Origin of the sequence: Lactiplantibacillus songbeiensis (assembly GCF_005405125.1) — a bacterium.
GTDB lineage: Bacteria > Bacillota > Bacilli > Lactobacillales > Lactobacillaceae > Lactiplantibacillus > Lactiplantibacillus songbeiensis.
The window spans coordinates 74167-90983 of the sequence record NZ_BJDL01000021.1 but is presented as its reverse complement, the minus strand read 5'-3'; the positions used below and the strand labels follow the sequence as shown (position 1 = coordinate 90983).

Sequence of the window (16817 nt, the reverse complement as noted above, 5' to 3'; positions counted from 1 at the left end):
ACAAACGTGGCCACCACGTTCCAGCCGATTCTGGACCAACCAGAGTGGCAATTTAAACCAACTAGCACCAAGCATAATTCTCTACATTTATTATACCGATAACTAAAACAACTGAATAGTCAAACCATCTATTAAACATTCGGTTATACCGTAAAATGTCGGTTTAAAATCACGAAAGCTAGCACCAGCAGACTAATCATCACGATGGCACTACCACCACTAATCACTAATATTAGTGGGGCCACTGATGCACCAATTGTTGCAATCAAAATACCAATTGGCATCACAATTTGAACTACGGCAAATTGAAACGCAAAATAACGACCTTGAATCGGCACTGGCACTCGTTTTTGCAAATAAACACTCATCGGGACTTCAGCAAAAATCAAACCAAATCCGAGTCCAAACGAAGCGACTGCAATGATCCCAATGCTTAAGCTAGACGCTCCCCAGAATACCCCAGCTAATCCAATTACACTTAACCAACCGCCAATACTAAGTAGTGCCACTGTACAAATCTTCAGTGGCTGTCGTAATGGCGGCAACCCAACAGTTAAACCACTGGCAATGATTGCGCCCAGTCCCATCAAGGCCTGTTGCCAGCCATATTGCTGCGTGGTCACGTGCATGATTTTCAATAACATCGTTGGGATGGCCATATTACCAATCGCTAAAACCAAATTGACAATAATCGCCAAGCCCATGACATACCATAAGACTGGTTGTAACTTTAACCATGGCCAAAGTAGCACGGGAGTAGCCTGATGAGTTATTGGCGCTGTATACAGTCCAAATTTCAAGCAGCTAACTAAAACTAACGTGATTAGAATCGTTAAAAACCGTAGTCCAATTAAATTAACCATCCCTAACACCGTTAGTAAAATGGTCCCGAGCATCGGTGCGAGTGTTTGAGCCAGCATCCCAGCAAACTGTTCCAACCCGTTTAACCGCTGCATTTGTGATGATGGCACCAACGTAACAATAGAAGCTTGGTACGTCGTTTGTTCTACTAATGCTAATAATTTAATCCCGATAAGCGCCAATATCGTATCAACTAGCCTCATCTTTGATGTTAAATTTAGATGGATAATCGCAAAATAACCACCAGTAACCAAGCCTTCCCAAACATAGGCCCACATTAAAAGTCGCCGATGACTTATTCGATCCACTAGTTGACCTAAAGGCCGCGCAAATAATAACGCTAACATTGGCGCGATTAACTGCGTTCCGGCAAACCAATTCACTGAAGCACTCGTCCGTAAAACATACAGATCAATGCCAAAACTGAAAATGCCACTCCCCAGACCTGTCACTAAATCCGCCGATGAGGCTAATATAAATTGCCGTGCAATATTCTTAACCAACTAAACCACGCCCTTTCAGTTACGATTAGGCTTAGTTTAGTTAAAAATATGCTACACTAGTCAATAAATTAGTGGCATTGATGCTACAAGGAGGCATTGGAAATGGAAGACTTAGGTACAACGATTCGCCAAATTCGTTTAAATAAAGGTTTCAGTCAAAAAGAAATCTACACCGGTATCATGTCACATTCATTTGCCGTACGTTTTGAACAAGGTGGTCATGATATCAGTGCAACTAAATTATTCGCTATTTTAGATAATCTCGCCATCTCCGTCGATGAGTTTCGCTTTATTCAGCAACAATACCAACTCAGTCCACTCGAACAAGCCTTAGCCAAGACCGAAGCAGATTATCAGCAACAAAACTTTCCCGCATTGACTGAGTGGGTTCGAACCCATCGCGATAGTGACCACCCTTTTGAACGATTAGTTGCCAGCTACAATAGTATTAAATTACTCGCCTTTGATCATCGCCATGTACCAATCACCCCAGCGGTCCGGCCAGCTTATGACAAATTATTAGCGACCAGCAATTGGACCTTACAAGAGTTACGCCTAATGTCACTACTTGTTCCCTTAGTGGCAACTAATCAAGGTATCGCTGCAATTCCTGCTCTGACAACTAAAGTCATCAAAAATAGTCGCCACTATTTGACACCGTTTGGAGATCCTTTTGATATTCAAGCTAAATTATTAGATTATTACGGGACAGTCTTTCAATGCGCTTTAAATTGGCAGGATTATGACCAAGCTCGACAACAAAAAGCTCATTTAATGGCCATAAAAGTTGCTAACCTAAGCTGGGATGGTCGGCTAGTTCAGCAATTTTGGCTAGCCATCTGGGAACTCTACTTTGGTGAGGTCACCACCGGTCAAGCTAATTTAGATAAAATCATGGCAATTGAAAATCTCTTTCCAATAGTTCCAGATACTAATTTGCGAACAATTTTAACAGTCCGCCAGTCAGAAGCTCAACAATATCGTGCCAACCACTGACTAACAAAAAGAAACTCGCATTCAGCAGTCACTGAAGGAGTCCCTTTATTATTGATTAATCCAAATTCACGACACGTTCGGCTGCCAAGTGCCATGACCAAATGACGCCCAAGAACGACAAGACCGCGGTTCCCAGCATGGTTGCCTGAAAACCACTACTAAAAGGCGTGCCCGAATATTGGTAAAAAATCATCACTGCCACCGTCGTGCCCAGTGCCCCGCCTAATAAGCGAAAGACATTATAAACACCCGCAGCTTTGCCAATCATCACTCGCGGTACTGCTCCCAGTACCGCTTTTTGCAACGCTGGCCCCGCCATTGACAAACCAACACCCGCAATCATTAAGGGTAAGACGAGCCAAAGATAACTTTGATGGACTAACAACGCAATCAATAAGTAACCGACGCCTTGTAATACCAAACCTAAAGTTGCTACCCAACGATCTCCAAAACGATCAACCGCACGCCCAGCAAACGGTGCCACGACCACTAATGTTCCAGTCCAAGGTAACAGCGCTAATCCGGCCGTTAATGCGGTGGCTCGTTGACTAACCTGCAAGTATTGCGGCAAAAAGAAAACGACGCCATACATCGATCCATACAGACAAGCCGTCGCTAGATTTCCCCCGGTAAACGTTGGATTATGAAAAAGGGTCAGTGGCAACATCGGTAAAGGATCAATTGCCTGCCGATAAATAAACCCAATCCCACAGCCCACACTGACGAGTCCAATTACTACCACCAGGCCAAGTTGGCTCGTACCGGTAACACTTGTCGAGGCCGACAACGCCCAAACTAGTCCAGCCATCGCCATAATAAGTAACAAATTATCAATCAGCTTGATTGGTTCATTTTGCCCATGACTTTCTGGTAAATGGTGCTGCGATAACCCAATTGCCATGATTCCGACGGGCACATTCAGCCAAAAGATCCACTGCCAAGTCAGTTGGGCCACAATCAAGCCGCCAAGTGATGGCCCAACAATTAACGCTAACCCACCAATACCACTCCATATGCCCAATGCGCGGCCTCGCTGGTTAGCTGGCACGGCATTGGTCAAAATTGCCATTGACATCGGCGTCATGACTGAAGCACCCAGCCCTTCGACAATTCGGGCCGCAATTAACCACTCGATGTTATTGGCCAGCGCACAGAGTACTGACCCAATCGTAAAAATGAAGATCCCCCAATTGTAGATTTTCCGGCGACCCCAACGTTCGCCTAAAGCCACACCAACCAATAAAACAGCAGCGATGGTAATATTGTACGCATTCAATGCCCATTGCAACAGTCCAACCGAAATTTGAAACTCCGTGCGAATCGCGGTTGAAGCAGTGGTCACTATCATCGCATCCATCATTGCCATAAAAAATCCCAACGATGTTAAACCTAGTACCCACCTATCTTTAACGGTTTCCTCGGTCATGCTTACATCCCCCTAGTGTTTTAAATAGTTCAAATATTTTTGAACTATTTAAACATAGCATTGCCCTTAGCCGCTGACAAGGACTAAAACAAAAAAGAGCCAATCTTGATGATTGCCTCCCCATTGGTCTAACGCTCTATAAGTTTTGCCAGAAATGTATTAAGTAGTGATCAAAAGTTACACGGTCTAATTTCACAAATTTTTCGCGGCCTACCTTACGTACCGTAATCAAACCGGCCTCCTGTAAAATCTTAAAATGATAAGACCCTGACGTCTTACTAATCTGCATCGCTTGCCCAATCTCTCCACAAGAAAGCGCCTGGTCATGTTGACTCAAATACTGGATAATCGCTAACCGAATTGGATCAGCCAGTGCCTTGAATACGTTAATACTAGCTTCAGTTGAATGTGTTTGTTTTGTCATATCTTTTATCCTACTAGAAATAAAATTTTACGCAAGTATTCGACTTAGTGTTTAACATCAGTAATTCCATCACAAATTTGCCGACCTTTTAACGTTAAATATGGATAGATCGTATTTATACTCAAAGTCGCCGTATCAACTGCCAGTTTAAATTCATATTTAGGCGAATATCTCATCTCCCATGCGTAATCCATAGTCAGTAATACAAGTATTAACTCATCATATTGCTGCTTTGACAGATCCTGACGAAAGATGTCAAACTTGACCATTTTGTCAAAGCACTGTTGATACGCAACATACAAGCGGTTGCGAAACGACTGCACGGTTGCCCTAAGCGTCTGATTATCGCCAACAATTGACTCAAAATCCATGAAAAAGAACTTGTTATGCGTCTTTAATGCCGCAGATTTATTGAAAATTTTAATCAGTTCCTTTAGTGCTTCCTCCCCGCTTACCGCAGAATCGTCCGCAAAACTAAGAAAATCTACCTCAATTTGTTGCTGAATAGCTACCAATAGATCTTCTTTATGATGAAAATGATAAGTCAAATTGCCGATAGTCGTTCCGGCTGCCTTAGCAATATCACGTAAAGAAATTGACTCATAACCACTTTCATTAAAAAGCGCGATTGCGGTTTCAACAATTCGTTTCTTAGTACTGCTTGTCATTCATATCACCTCATCTACTTAAAATTATAGCATATGGGAATAAATTTGAATCAATACAAATATGATACACAATGCTTAATCGATGGTCAGAATCTAGATGAGGACGAAATTAGAACTTACTTTCAAACTAATTTTAACGGTGATTGTCTCATCGCAGTTGGTGATGAGTCGCTAATAAAAATTCATTTTCATACCAATGAGCCATGGACAGTGCTCCAGTATTGTGGATCTTTAGGAGAAATATTCGATGTTGTAATAGAAGACATGGACCGTCAAGCTCGTGGTCTGAAAGGATAGCGGTTTCTAAAAAGGAACGATGGCTTTAGCCACCGCTCCTTAACTTTAATTAGGCATATTATAAAGGGTATAATAATTCTTACCGCCAACCTTAAAGTGCGTATACTGCACTAATGACGTCCCAGCGCCATGCGACGTCAGCTTCTTCTGCCGAACAAGTTTCAGTCGATATTGTGCCTGACCACGCTTAGCAACGCGTTTGTCAGGGACCCCTTTAACGTGATGCCGGTAATAGACTTTCTCAGTTCGACCGGTCCACTTTGTCTTGGTAATCTTCGCGGAACTATTTGGCTTTGGCTGCGTGCGGCTATTCCACTTCTTAAGGGCCGCAAAATGGGCCACATAGCCGTCCGTCGTGATGGTGAACCATGGGTCTTTACCCCAAGTTTGAGTCATTTTGCGGGTGAGCACACTGCCGGTTTCACGTGAGCCAATCGCCGTTTGGACTGGCATATACACTGGTGCCGCTATCGGTTTCAAATGAACCCTAGCGGTCGCACTAAAACTAGCTGTACCACCCGCATGCGCTTTCGGCCAATTTTGTCGCAATTTATAATTTAAGTTCAAAAAGTTAATGTCGCCCGATTGAACTTGAACGGTTTGACCGGCCTGATTCGTTACTGGAATATAATTGGCCTCCGCCTGAACGACCGTGTTCTTTGGGATCGTCACTTTTTGATTGGTCCCATAAATATTGATTTTAAATGTTTTAGTCGCCCGAAAGTAACCTACCGTTACGCCATGAATAACTGTGGCTGACGCTGACTGGGCTGTTCCGAACCCAACGACCCCTAATGCTAAAGCAACTGTTCCTAAAATAACACCTTTTAGTTTCACGTTGAATCCCCCTCAATTTACTGGTCAATCTTAATTGAAGTATACCACGATTTAACTAGTCGTACCGCCACACTCAACGTTCAAAGAGATTATTGGCCATAATCGTTCAACTTAAAAACTATTTTAAAAAATTAACAGAATTCAATACTATTCATGCTAGTACGACGATTTTTGGCATAACGATTATGCTTGGATTCAGTGTGTAGTGTTGTAGGTGTGAACTTTCTACTGCCTGGTCGAATCTCACGCAACCCCAAGATAAGATCTTCTGCGGGAAATTCCTTTAAGAAAACAATGTCCAGTCTTAAAGGATTAGGCTTTATGTTACTAGTCATGATGCAAAAATCGACATTTTGTGTAATAAAATATCATGCAGATAGTTATAATTCAAGAGACGATTACGGATGGAATCAAAATTGTGATGTTTACGAGTACTTGCCAATGTGAATTTTTCGTCGTCTATTTGATTAATTAAGTACTTGGCGTTGGATCTACCATTTGCCACTTTTTCCCATCCCATCAAGTGTGGCAGATCGTTCTGATTAAACACCACTCTAAATTCCTAAAGCTTTTTATAATTTGTGGTTATCAAGACCGCTTTCCCATGAAAATGATTGCGATAATCATCGAGGATTGCTTTGTAGTCAATGTCATTAAACCTATTTACTTGATAAAAAGCACTCTCGTCATTCATGATTCACGTCCTTTAAGGCAAAAAATAAAGATCAGCGCAAACTTTGCACTGACCTTTTTATGTATTGGGGTCGGACAAGTAGACGTCACTTGCCGGGACTAGTGGTCAGATACAAAGCCTCTGCCGGGCAACATGGCAACCTCCAGCCACACTCAAACATCCAACAAGAACCACTCACCATACCCTACTTTTAAAAGAGTCGTTCTTCATAGATTACTGTACATGTGCTCTAGTAAAATTGCAAGAAATAACCTTATCCTCCCTAGTTTATTTAAAACTGAATTTTTTTGTTTCACACGCATTCGAAAATCAACAAAATTAGGGCTATCCAATTCTTCTATACGTAGATCTAGAATTGTGAAAAAGTTTACTTTAGTGACATAATGATCCAAGTAATCTAAAAATTCTAAGGAGTAAATGTCACCATCAATCTTCATAGATTAACGATTGATGGTGACATTCCGGATACTTTCCTCATCCTTCTCAAATAATCATCTCACCCTTGCTTTCAGGTCTACTTCGACCATCTTTTCCTTTCCCACAGATTAGTCTGCTTCAGTTTGCCGAGAACTTGATAAACTAATCTTGTAAATATAAGTGCCATCTACAATCAGAATAAAAATGAACACCATAATACCTGTAACAGCTGGCCATTTGACAATTGACCACCAACTATCGTACATCTGCGTATGGGTAGCATATGACGCTTTCAAAACTAGCACAAAAAGCAAGGCATTCCTGATTACGCCCTGAACAAAGACTATCAAACCATAAATTCCTGCCTCGACCTCTTTCTCATGTAAAAGATTTTTCAAAGATAACCCAATAATCTGTAATTGACGACTACTAACCGTTCGCTCAGATTTTGAAATGACTGTTAGCGAAATGGTATTGGCCAAAATAATCAAAAATCATATACATAAAGTATGAAGCTACCAGTGAAAAATAAATAGCGGCACTGTCACTGATCGTAAAAGATCTTGTTTACTCAATACATGCCAATAGGCAATTTTAAACGTTTTAATAAGGGTCGCTGGAAAAATAGCAGTCAAAGTTTTTACTAACACAGGTAATATTAATCTTTCGGAGGCATTAGTTGCCATAATCATCACGAAAATTAATACTAGTAAAGCCTGTGAGTACGTGTTTTCTAACGATTGACTGCCAAACAATGCTGACAGGTACTCTGGTTTTCGGTAAAAAAGTGAATAGACACCAATTAAACTCCCACAGGTCGTCACACACCAAAGCCAGCCAATTATAGACAGTTCAAATTTTCGCTTTTTAATTAAGCTGTGCTGGTTATGCCCACTAGAAAAGAGTCGCTTTCCATTGATAAATCCGATAGTCCCAGTAAAAGTACCCAGAAGGACGATTGTTAAAATCAATGAACCAAGTTGTAATTTCATATTAATCGCTGGAAATTCACGCATTCCACGAGTAGTTATTACCCACGCGTAGTATTTATCAACAATTGGGAATGACAAAAAATATCCTAGGCACCCGCCTATCACGCCTGCGAAACTCATTTGGCTGCCAATCAGTAAGGCCAATTGTGGCGGATTTGCACCTAGTATCGCCCACAATTTATAGTCATCTTTGAACTTGTCGATTAAAAGTCTAATCACACCACTTATGACTAACACTAAAGTTATTAGGCCAAAAACGGCTGGCATTGCAAAAAAGCCTACAGGATTAAAGTTACCATAATCTAAATGAGCACTAATCGTGGAGGCGACGCCAATTAAAGTAAACCCTAAGACTAAACCGGCCGCTGTCAAAACAACTAACGACCCAACCCAGGCTTTCCAAGTATACCGAAGCTGCCAAATGATTAACTTTAGCATTCCACTCACCTTTTTCCTATTTCTTCGAGGAGTTCTGAAGCACTTGGTTTAATGAACGTCTTTATGAGTTGGCCATTCTTTAATACAAGTGCTCTATCGGTCTTAGACACCAAATCTACGTCATGCGTCACCATGACTACACATGCGCCATTATCAGCAAGCTTTCGCAAACGGTCAAAAATTATTTTTTTAGAATTCGTATCTACCGCACCAGTAGGTTCATCAGCAGAAATAATCTTTGCGTGCGTTACCAGGACACGAGCAATCGCCACCTTCTGCCGCTCGCCGCCAGACAAAGTCCCCACAAAACTAGCCAATTCGGCAGTAAAATTCAAGCTTTTTAACAGCCGTTCAACACTTGCTTTATCGACTTGTTTGCCAGACAGCGCAACGGTAACACGACATTTTCAAACACTGGTAAAGCGGGTACTAGATTATACGACTGGAAAATAAAACCAATCTTTGTTCGATGCATTCTTGCAGTCTTTGATGGCAACAATCGGTATGGATCGATAGCGTCAATCTTTATTGAACCTTGAGTCGGCTTCAAAAGTCCTGACATACATTTTAGCAAGGTCGATTTACCACTTCCTGATGGACCAACAATACTGATAAACTCATTTGCATATGCAAAAAATGAGATGCTTTTTAGAACGCTGATGAATTTACCTTTTCCCAAACTAAAATTCCTTGAAAGCTCTTGTACATTGATCACTTTTGCATTCATCACCTTAATCCTCCAACAATCTCAAAATTTTTTATATCCAAAGGTTGTCCGTCCTTTAAAAGGTAATTTCCTCCACACCTTTAGCAGACCTATTGTCTTGGTACCACCTCATACACAATTTCGTTTAAGTTATAACGATAATAGGTCCGTAAAAGATGGCCAGCATAAATAAGCAGTTGCTTGATAATCGGCAATGCCACTAACGCCACAATAAACATCACTAGACTGGCTAATAATCGACTGCTGGTGAATGGTTCAATTTGCTGAGCATTTTGCCAAAGAATAACGACGGGGGCGATTAGACCTGCTATCGCTAATCCTAAAATACCAAGTTGTAAAGGAATCAATACCACTAGTGCAATGATAAAAAGCAAAAAATTAACAATCAAACTGCCAATTAGCGCCAGTATATTAAATTTGTGGGCAATAATTCGATCTTCTCCGAAGAAGTAAGCAGCGTCAACACCGAAAAGGTCCGAAAGATCTTGAATCGCCTTAACCGGTGGCACATGTTTATCACTCTCCCAACGGGCGATTGTCTGCTGCGTGACATATAGTCTTTCGGCAACTTGCATTTGCGTTAATGCTAACTTTTCTCGTTGCTGTTTAATTCTTTTGCCAATTGTGTCAGCCATCCTTATCTCCTCCTTAGTTTCCACTTTAAGTAAACCAAAGAATTGGCTATTTAGCTAACAATTTATTTGATGATTGCCGTTATACTAAGGCTTATCGGTATTCACCACAAAAAGGTTTTCTGAGAGTGTCGCTTCGCTTGGCCCTCGTAATTATGATATGAAACGACCACCTTTCCAGTTATACTTAGTATGAAAATATTTTTATTATTCATCGTGTGCTTATAGGCGCTGTTTTTAAGTCCGTCAAGCCGAAAAAAACCAACGTAAGGCAATTACGTTGGCTACAAACATTTAAATACTAGCTAGTACTTTCAGCATACTAGTTTTTTAAACACTTTCGAGTGCTTGGGTTTAGTGCTTTCTAAATTCATTTTGTTTCAAATAAATGTGTCATATTCCTTACCGTCAACCTTAAAATGCATATACGACATTAGTGACATCGTCATCATCATTTTAGTCATCCCGTGAACGTCGGCGCTGATGCCGTTCTGTCTGCAATTGTTGATTAGCTTTAAGTGCTGCGGGATACGTGCGCCGAGCTAACCACCAGACCCAACCGCGTTGAACACCGAGGGTTACGCCAACGTACAATAATAACGTGACACTACTCCCCGTCCACAACTGGTCAACTGCAAGATGTCCCACCAAGCTCAAGACCCACCACAATAATGTCAGCCAATTGCCTTGCCGCATCACTAATCCGGCATCATTGACCCAGAAATGGTAAGACCAAGCCCGTAACAAAGCAAAGCCAACCGCACTAATCAGACTGAGACACCCAAAAATGACCGCTTGACTGCTTGTAATGGTAACCTGTTGCTTAGTCAAAGCATCACCAATCGAGGCCATTCCCATTAGCATAATTAAAATAAAGAAGTTTGCTTTGAACTGAATCACCCGTGGTGCCAGTTGCCGGCGAATAATCACGATAACTAGCCATCCTGCTAGGACCCAATTCGTTAGATTTAAATTTTGCAAATTAGTTACCCCCGTTAATTTTAGTCACATAGTCCCGCCGCTTTTTAAAGCAACCAATCAATAAGAGCATTACAAACGTTGTCGGCATCGCCACACGATATGGCTGTATAAAAGCCTGGGTTAAAGCTGACTTTGAAGTTGCTTTAACAGCTGCGACGGCACCGACCAATTGCCGATTTTCAGCGGTGACTTTGTGGGCCACTTGTTGCTTAACTTGGCGATGAAGCTGAGTTTTGACTTTGTTGGGCGCTGCTTGTAAATGCTGCTGCTTTAAAAGGGATCGATAGGTGGTTTGCACGAGCTTGTTTTCCTTGACCGCCGTAATAAAACGGTGCGGTGTGGTTGTCGATACCGTTTCAGTTGCGAGTTGCGTTTTGATTGCTTGCAACGTATCGCGCTTGGTCTTGGCCGAGACAGTCAACGTTGCCACCTCCGTTTTGGCAGCATGCCAAATATCATGTTTGGCAGTTACTAAGTTAGTTGACAAAGCCGCCACAAAGATGGCGACGGCCAACGAAGTTCCAATCTGCCGAAAAACGCCAATGACACTTTGCGATGCAGTTAAGAGTTTGCCGGTAAAATCGCCCGCCGCTAAAACAGTGATTGGGCCAATAATAATGCCATAACCAGCCCCAACTAGCAGTAACGCCACAAGAACTTGCCAATAGTGATTCGGGTTCATCACACTGAGCCCGACGTAACCGACAATAATCGCTAACGAGCCGGTCAGAATGACTAATCGTGGCCCAATTTTTGCCAAAATAAAGCCACTGAGCGGTGAAAATAAGAAGATCATCAGCGAGGCCGGCGTAATCATCAAAGCCGCCATCAATTCATGGTTACCCTGAACTTTTGTAAAGAAACTCGGCATTAAGACCAGCACGGCCACCATAAACAGTCCGGAAGCAACCGTTGCTAAGGCCGCGCCAGTAAATTGGCGATCCTTAAATAACGTTAATGGCACCATCGGCTGGACAACATGCGTTTCCAGCCACACAAAACACCCTAGCGCTAAGACGCTAATACCAATCAAGCTTAAACAAGCTAGGCTAGTCCAACCCCAATCATTCCCCTTCACTAACACAAGCGTCAAACTGAATAACATCAGCATTGAACTTAAACTCCCGCCAATATCTAAGCGTTCCTTGTTCGACCGGGGCTGCTGCCAGTCAAGCAGCCATGCACACAATCCTAACGACAGGATGACAAACGGCACGTTGATCAGGAAAATGCCACGCCAACCAAATAGTTGCGTTACCGCACCACCGATTGTCGGTCCTAAAGCTGCGGCCAAACCTTGTGTCACTCCTAATAATGCGATAGCGCCAGTCCGTTTTGCAATCGGTACACTTTGAATACCGATCGTCATGCTAGCCGGGAAGACAATGGCTGCTCCCAGGCTTTGAATTCCCCGGCCAATAATTAGCCAGCCAACATTAGCCGCAAAGCCGGAACTAAGTGAGCCAATTAAAAACAAACTCAATCCTAATAGGTAGATCCGGCTACGACCGTAAATATCGGCTAACCGTCCCAATGGAATCGTTAATGTGGCGAATAAAATCGTATACAGATTAAGTGCCCACGAAAGCTGTGATAAGCTAGTCGACAATCCCGTTTGCATCGCTGACAAGGCAATATTCATGACGGTCGTATCAAGCATACATAGAAAAATCCCAATAGCCATCGTCCCAACTAACTGTGTTGATTTTTTCATCATGGTCATCCCCCTTTAAGTGTTATCGCTAGTTTAGGTGACCCGATGACGATAAACTAGCTTTAGGTTACAGAAAAGGAGATGTTGTTACCTATGAATCCACAAGCCCGCAAACAACAGAACTTAAAAGCCATCTACCGAGCATTACTAGAATTGATGATGCAAAAACCCATGGCCGCCATCTCCATTACGGAGCTTTGCCAACGTGCCCAGGTCTCACGGACTTACTTCTACCGCCATTATCAAAATTTCAATCAGATTATTTTAGCTTATCAAACCCAAAGTATGTTGTCCTATCTCCGCCGGTTGCCGAAGAATTCAAAAGTTAATCTCGCTGATCTCATGACCCATTACTTCGAGCTCACCAAGTCGGAAGCTAACACCTACCGCCTCTTAATTCGTAATGACAAGCTAGACGTGCTGCTACAAACGTTTCAGACCGTCTTCCAGCTACTAATCAAACAGGATCGCATCGGGGGACATAGTTCGCGCTTAAACGAACCTTATTACTTAGAATTCTTTTCAGGTGCCGTTATCAATATGGCCGTCAACTGGGTGAACCGCGGTTTAGTCGAATCACCGCGCTACTTAGGTCAGACGGTCGCTCGGTTTGCGACCCATCAACATCACTAGTACCAGACTTCTACTCCAGGGTTACAAGCCCTATGTACTGGCCAGCGTCTCAAGTTTTTGTTTCGCATGCCTTACGAGCTCAACTCGGCCTAAAGTACAAAAAAAGGGTGTCAATCGCCACTGATTGGTAATTGACACCACTTACTTATTTTGATTCTAGCCTTTTTAGCTATCACAGACGCTTCACAAATTTAGAGCAGTGGCGGTTAATCAATTTAATGAATACAATGCTGAATTTCCTTGATTTTCAGATATGCTTCTCGTCCAAAAAAGCTTTGTTAAAGAACAGATACGTATTTAAGTCATACACATCTATTCATCACTTTCTTTAAGCATCTTCAATGTTTCAGCATACTTGTCTTTAGCGCGTTGTGCTGCAGCCAAAAACTTTGGATCAGTTGTTGTCAGTTCACTAGGTTCTGCCTTTACAATCGTTAATTTATCATCAGTTGGCATTTCAATCTTTACCTTGCTTTTCTTTGTCGGCTATAGTTGCTCAGCCATTTTACTCGGAATCGTTACAACTAACGATCCACCCATAGCAACAACTTTTCGTTCTTCGATATTTTTAATGTTAGATTATCACAACTTTTGAAGTAACTTAACATGAACAGATCTAAAATATCAAACATTTAGATTTATTAGATATCCGACATTTGGTTCTTATCCGTACCCTTGTCTCGGTTAGATATAACGTCTTGATCAATTTCTACGCCTAATCTGGTTGTGTATTCGATGAAATAAAAATTTGCCTAACTTCTTAGTGTACTTCAGCTTACTACACAGCGACCGGTGCCCTTTTGTTTTTATTAAATCAAAAATAAGGATGATTATAAAAAAAGCCTAGTTGGATGGCGCCTAATTCAAATTAATGTGCCGATAATCAATACAGAATCGGCGAGCCAATGTATATAGATTGAACTCCGTAGCGTATTTGCAGGCCGCCACGAAGCCGTCATTGGATAACGGGTAATACCAACTATTAAGGGATAAATCAAATTAAAATGATAGTGTGGAATATGCAAAGAACCAAATAGTATACAACCCATTATATTGACAATAGGCCACGCAAATTTTTTTAGTTTCGTTTGCGACAGTAAGTGAATCAGTGGTACTGAAATTGAGGCCATTCCAACTTCCTCGCCAACTATAGATATCATAATTGTAAAGATTATCCATATTCTTTCGATTAAAGGATAAGAATCTATCCCACTTGCATTGCTATTTAATGGCGCATTGTTGACTGACGTCAGACCTTGAGGATAAATGAGACTTATACACGAGACAAGCACCAGCTGAAAAACAAACAACAAAAGCGCATATTTTAACAATATTCGCAATTTAGGTGAAGACAACGGTTGGAAAAACAGTTTTAAATTTGAAAAACCATATAGTATTATCAAACTAACTATTCCAGCCGTAAGCATTGTCAACCAATTGAGATGATAATCAAGAAAAATTGCTCCCATATATCCAGCAACAAATAAAATGAACACTATAGGATAATTTCTTCTTTTGAAATCTAACTCTACCATATATTGGAGTCCTCCTACTACTAACAGCCATATTCAGCTCATTTTGGAAACGATTAACCGTCCGTTTAACAGATCCAACCCAATTCTGTCCCAATAACGTTAATGTGGCCTTGAAGTCATTTTGAAATTTTTATGATAATAGTGTGTGTGTTTAGCATTTTCTGCAGCTAAATCATGATTAGCAATATCAATCACATGGTCAAAACTAGCACACAGCTTTTTCATCCGTCGCTGAGCCCATGCCCAACGTAAACTATCCTTTTTAAGACGTCCATCAACCAAAGTAATCGTTTCCTCACGCTCTTGTGAAAAATACAAAACAACTTTGTACTCTGAAACTGTCGGTGTTACCGAATCGTTTTCATATCCAGGATAATAGCCACCATTAACAAACGCACCAACGACTTTAGTGTGCTCAATAATATCAACATTATGTTGTTTAACTTGATAGTCAATTAGATCGCGATAATCGTAAACCCGATAAACATATTTATAAATAATGTTTTTTAACGTTTCATCAAAAAATAACCTTTTCGATTGATCATCAAAATATAAGCTGCCGTATCGAGCCGTATGATGTTGTTTGAAATAAGTTTTTAACTGATGATACTCCGCTGTCCGTGCTTCCTCCCGCTCCTTAATGCGCGTTTGATGGTGCTGCCAAAATTCAGTGGCATCAATCGTCCGGCCCGCCTGTTGAGACGCTTTGACATGGTCGACTGTTAAAATTGAAGCAGCTTTATTGCCGATTGAATCTGGCTTCAATCCAACTTTTCCGGCACAAATTGCACAAATATGACCATCTTTTAAATACAATGTCTGACCGATATGTAAAACCTGCCCACAAATAGCACATTTAGCTCCCCAGCGATCATGGGTTTTAGCTAATACGACAATGATTACCACAATCATTGTCCCCGTGATACTGAGCCCCCAAATAGTTAGTTGCCATTGCCAAAATAGCCGTAACATTCGACCAACTGCTTGAAGTGCCATAATAGCAAGAAACAACGGACCAGCCCAGTATCCTATCGCACCAAAGAATCGTGAACAAAACCATCCTAGAAAAATAGCCCCTGAAATAGCTAGTAACATCTAACCACCCCTGACAAATATTAAACTCATTATAATTTCTATTTTTAATTTTAATTATACCCTGAACACTTAGATAATCTATAGACACAATTAATGATATTGATTTACGCCATCATTACATAATAAAAAACGTTTACTGATTTTAATCTTCATAATCGGTAAACGCCATAATCTTATTTAATTGTCGCTAACTTTTCTAAACTTCTTGTCGACTAGGCCGAATCAAGACTTCACTGATGGCGACACTGGCAGGTTGATCAATGGCATAAGCCACCGCATCCGCCACATTTTCAGCTTGCAAGCCAACACCGGGCTGCTTGGCTGCTGCTTCTAATTGGCTTTCCAATTGCGGATCACCCACGGTATGCATCAATTCGGTATTCACCATCCCGGGTGAGATGATGGTTGACCGAATCCCATGATCATTTTCTTCTTGCCGTAAACCTTCCATAATCGCCCGGACGGCATATTTAGTCCCGTTATAGACCGCTGAACCTGGATAAACGACATGGCCAGCCACTGAATCAGTAGTGATGATTAAGCCATCACCCTGCTTTTGCATCGTTGGCAATGCGGCACCAATCCCATTCAACACACCCATAATATTCACGTCCAGCATCCGTTGCCATTGATCATATTGGCGTAAGGCCAAATTACCTTGGGGCATAATCCCGGCATTGTTAAAGACAACATCAATACGGCCAAATTTAGCTAAAGCTAAGTCAACCACAGCTTGGACTTGATCACGTTTAGTTACATCAGCGGCTTGCGTGACAATTTCGGCACCAGCCAACGACTCGGCTAAGGCTGTTAACCGCTCCGCTCGTCGGGCCGCAATCACTAATTTAGCCCCGCCTTCAGCTAACTTTTTAACTGTTGCGGCGCCAATCCCACTACTAGCACCAAAAATAATGACAACTTTATCTTTAATCATTAATTAATCATCC

At 41.6% G+C, this 16817-nt stretch carries 19 protein-coding genes; 3 read left to right on the top strand and 16 right to left on the bottom strand.

The genetic code is table 11. The features are described 5' to 3' along the window. Positions 1–143 precede the first annotated feature (143 nt). Positions 144–1364, bottom strand: a complete 1221-nt coding sequence (locus tag FFM77_RS09000; RefSeq protein WP_137635441.1) for an MFS transporter — start codon at positions 1362–1364, stop codon at positions 144–146. A gap of 102 nt (positions 1365–1466) precedes the next feature. On the opposite strand from FFM77_RS09000, the gene FFM77_RS08995 reads away from it, so the two are divergent. Continuing rightward, positions 1467–2360 (top strand): helix-turn-helix domain-containing protein, encoded by an 894-nt coding sequence (locus FFM77_RS08995; RefSeq protein ID WP_137635440.1) that lies wholly within the window; start codon positions 1467–1469, stop codon positions 2358–2360. 55 nt (positions 2361–2415) lie between these two features. Here the strand turns inward: FFM77_RS08995 and FFM77_RS08990 are convergent, their stop codons facing one another. The 3 genes from FFM77_RS08990 to FFM77_RS08980 form a co-directional block, all read right to left on the bottom strand. After that, a complete protein-coding gene (locus tag FFM77_RS08990) occupies positions 2416–3786 on the bottom strand; it encodes an MFS transporter (protein WP_137635439.1) in 1371 nt (456 codons plus the stop codon). A gap of 136 nt (positions 3787–3922) precedes the next feature. Continuing rightward, entirely contained in the window at positions 3923–4210 is a 288-nt protein-coding gene (locus FFM77_RS08985) for an ArsR/SmtB family transcription factor (protein ID WP_137635438.1), read from the bottom strand. Between the two features lie 44 nt (positions 4211–4254). Next, the gene (locus tag FFM77_RS08980; RefSeq protein ID WP_137635437.1) at positions 4255–4878 is read right to left on the bottom strand and encodes a TetR/AcrR family transcriptional regulator; all 624 of its coding nucleotides are present in this window, start codon (positions 4876–4878) and stop codon (positions 4255–4257) included. Between the two features lie 33 nt (positions 4879–4911). On the opposite strand from FFM77_RS08980, the gene FFM77_RS08975 reads away from it, so the two are divergent. Continuing rightward, positions 4912–5175: a kinase to dihydroxyacetone kinase gene (locus FFM77_RS08975; RefSeq protein ID WP_223876811.1), complete on the top strand. Its 264-nt coding sequence runs from the start codon at positions 4912–4914 to the stop codon at positions 5173–5175. A 45-nt stretch (positions 5176–5220) separates the two neighbouring features. On the opposite strand, the gene FFM77_RS08970 is transcribed toward FFM77_RS08975, so the two are convergent. From FFM77_RS08970 to FFM77_RS08945, 8 genes are all read right to left on the bottom strand, one after another. Continuing rightward, complete coding sequence (locus tag FFM77_RS08970; protein ID WP_137635435.1) at positions 5221–6012, bottom strand: hypothetical protein; 792 nt, start codon at positions 6010–6012, stop codon at positions 5221–5223. Between the two features lie 331 nt (positions 6013–6343). Beyond that, a complete protein-coding gene (locus FFM77_RS14310) occupies positions 6344–6562 on the bottom strand; it encodes a PBECR4 domain-containing protein (RefSeq protein WP_171001594.1) in 219 nt (72 codons plus the stop codon). A 1076-nt stretch (positions 6563–7638) separates the two neighbouring features. Beyond that, a complete protein-coding gene (locus FFM77_RS08965; RefSeq protein ID WP_137635434.1) occupies positions 7639–8553 on the bottom strand; it encodes a hypothetical protein in 915 nt (304 codons plus the stop codon). Positions 8554–8558: 5 nt separating this feature from the next. After that, positions 8559–8888 (bottom strand): ATP-binding cassette domain-containing protein, encoded by a 330-nt coding sequence (locus FFM77_RS14270; protein WP_307722471.1) that lies wholly within the window; start codon positions 8886–8888, stop codon positions 8559–8561. Between the two features lie 5 nt (positions 8889–8893). Continuing rightward, positions 8894–9280, bottom strand: a complete 387-nt coding sequence (locus FFM77_RS14265) for an ATP-binding cassette domain-containing protein (RefSeq protein ID WP_307722470.1) — start codon at positions 9278–9280, stop codon at positions 8894–8896. 89 nt (positions 9281–9369) lie between these two features. Further along, positions 9370–9915: a helix-turn-helix domain-containing protein gene (locus FFM77_RS08955; protein WP_137635433.1), complete on the bottom strand. Its 546-nt coding sequence runs from the start codon at positions 9913–9915 to the stop codon at positions 9370–9372. 453 nt (positions 9916–10368) lie between these two features. Further along, positions 10369–10893 carry a hypothetical protein gene (locus FFM77_RS08950; protein ID WP_137635432.1) on the bottom strand — a complete coding sequence of 175 codons (525 nt, stop codon included), beginning with the start codon at positions 10891–10893 and terminating at the stop codon, positions 10369–10371. Between the two features lies 1 nt (position 10894). Beyond that, complete coding sequence (locus FFM77_RS08945; RefSeq protein WP_137635431.1) at positions 10895–12610, bottom strand: MFS transporter; 1716 nt, start codon at positions 12608–12610, stop codon at positions 10895–10897. A gap of 90 nt (positions 12611–12700) precedes the next feature. Between FFM77_RS08945 and FFM77_RS08940 the strand changes: the two genes are divergently transcribed. After that, positions 12701–13240 (top strand): TetR/AcrR family transcriptional regulator, encoded by a 540-nt coding sequence (locus FFM77_RS08940; protein WP_137635430.1) that lies wholly within the window; start codon positions 12701–12703, stop codon positions 13238–13240. Between the two features lie 312 nt (positions 13241–13552). Here the strand turns inward: FFM77_RS08940 and FFM77_RS14000 are convergent, their stop codons facing one another. The 4 genes from FFM77_RS14000 to FFM77_RS08925 all read right to left on the bottom strand — a co-directional run bounded on the left by FFM77_RS14000 (position 13553) and on the right by FFM77_RS08925 (position 16804). Next, positions 13553–13696, bottom strand: a complete 144-nt coding sequence (locus FFM77_RS14000) for a hypothetical protein (RefSeq protein ID WP_171001593.1) — start codon at positions 13694–13696, stop codon at positions 13553–13555. A gap of 407 nt (positions 13697–14103) precedes the next feature. Then, positions 14104–14775, bottom strand: coding sequence for a bacteriocin immunity protein (locus FFM77_RS08935; RefSeq protein WP_137635429.1), 672 nt, complete (start codon positions 14773–14775; stop codon positions 14104–14106). Positions 14776–14874: 99 nt separating this feature from the next. After that, positions 14875–15870, bottom strand: coding sequence for a DUF4428 domain-containing protein (locus FFM77_RS08930; protein ID WP_137635428.1), 996 nt, complete (start codon positions 15868–15870; stop codon positions 14875–14877). Positions 15871–16066: 196 nt separating this feature from the next. Beyond that, positions 16067–16804: an SDR family oxidoreductase gene (locus FFM77_RS08925; protein ID WP_137635427.1), complete on the bottom strand. Its 738-nt coding sequence runs from the start codon at positions 16802–16804 to the stop codon at positions 16067–16069. Positions 16805–16817 lie beyond the last annotated feature (13 nt).

Excerpts from the sequence above, each read along its gene's own strand:
- FFM77_RS08995 (WP_137635440.1), top strand. The coding sequence starts at position 1,467 with ATGGAAGACTTAGGTACAACGATTCGCCAAATTCGTTTAAATAAAGGT.
- FFM77_RS08990 (WP_137635439.1), bottom strand. The coding sequence starts at position 3,786 with ATGACCGAGGAAACCGTTAAAGATAGGTGGGTACTAGGTTTAACATCG.
- FFM77_RS08985 (WP_137635438.1), bottom strand. The coding sequence starts at position 4,210 with ATGACAAAACAAACACATTCAACTGAAGCTAGTATTAACGTATTCAAG.
- FFM77_RS08980 (WP_137635437.1), bottom strand. The coding sequence starts at position 4,878 with ATGACAAGCAGTACTAAGAAACGAATTGTTGAAACCGCAATCGCGCTT.
- FFM77_RS08975 (WP_223876811.1), top strand. The coding sequence starts at position 4,912 with ATGGGAATAAATTTGAATCAATACAAATATGATACACAATGCTTAATC.
- FFM77_RS08965 (WP_137635434.1), bottom strand. The coding sequence starts at position 8,553 with ATGCTAAAGTTAATCATTTGGCAGCTTCGGTATACTTGGAAAGCCTGG.
- FFM77_RS14265 (WP_307722470.1), bottom strand. The coding sequence starts at position 9,280 with ATGAATGCAAAAGTGATCAATGTACAAGAGCTTTCAAGGAATTTTAGT.
- FFM77_RS08955 (WP_137635433.1), bottom strand. The coding sequence starts at position 9,915 with ATGGCTGACACAATTGGCAAAAGAATTAAACAGCAACGAGAAAAGTTA.
- FFM77_RS08945 (WP_137635431.1), bottom strand. The coding sequence starts at position 12,610 with ATGATGAAAAAATCAACACAGTTAGTTGGGACGATGGCTATTGGGATT.
- FFM77_RS08940 (WP_137635430.1), top strand. The coding sequence starts at position 12,701 with ATGAATCCACAAGCCCGCAAACAACAGAACTTAAAAGCCATCTACCGA.
- FFM77_RS14000 (WP_171001593.1), bottom strand. The coding sequence starts at position 13,696 with ATGCCAACTGATGATAAATTAACGATTGTAAAGGCAGAACCTAGTGAA.
- FFM77_RS08935 (WP_137635429.1), bottom strand. The coding sequence starts at position 14,775 with ATGGTAGAGTTAGATTTCAAAAGAAGAAATTATCCTATAGTGTTCATT.
- FFM77_RS08930 (WP_137635428.1), bottom strand. The coding sequence starts at position 15,870 with ATGTTACTAGCTATTTCAGGGGCTATTTTTCTAGGATGGTTTTGTTCA.
- FFM77_RS08925 (WP_137635427.1), bottom strand. The coding sequence starts at position 16,804 with ATGATTAAAGATAAAGTTGTCATTATTTTTGGTGCTAGTAGTGGGATT.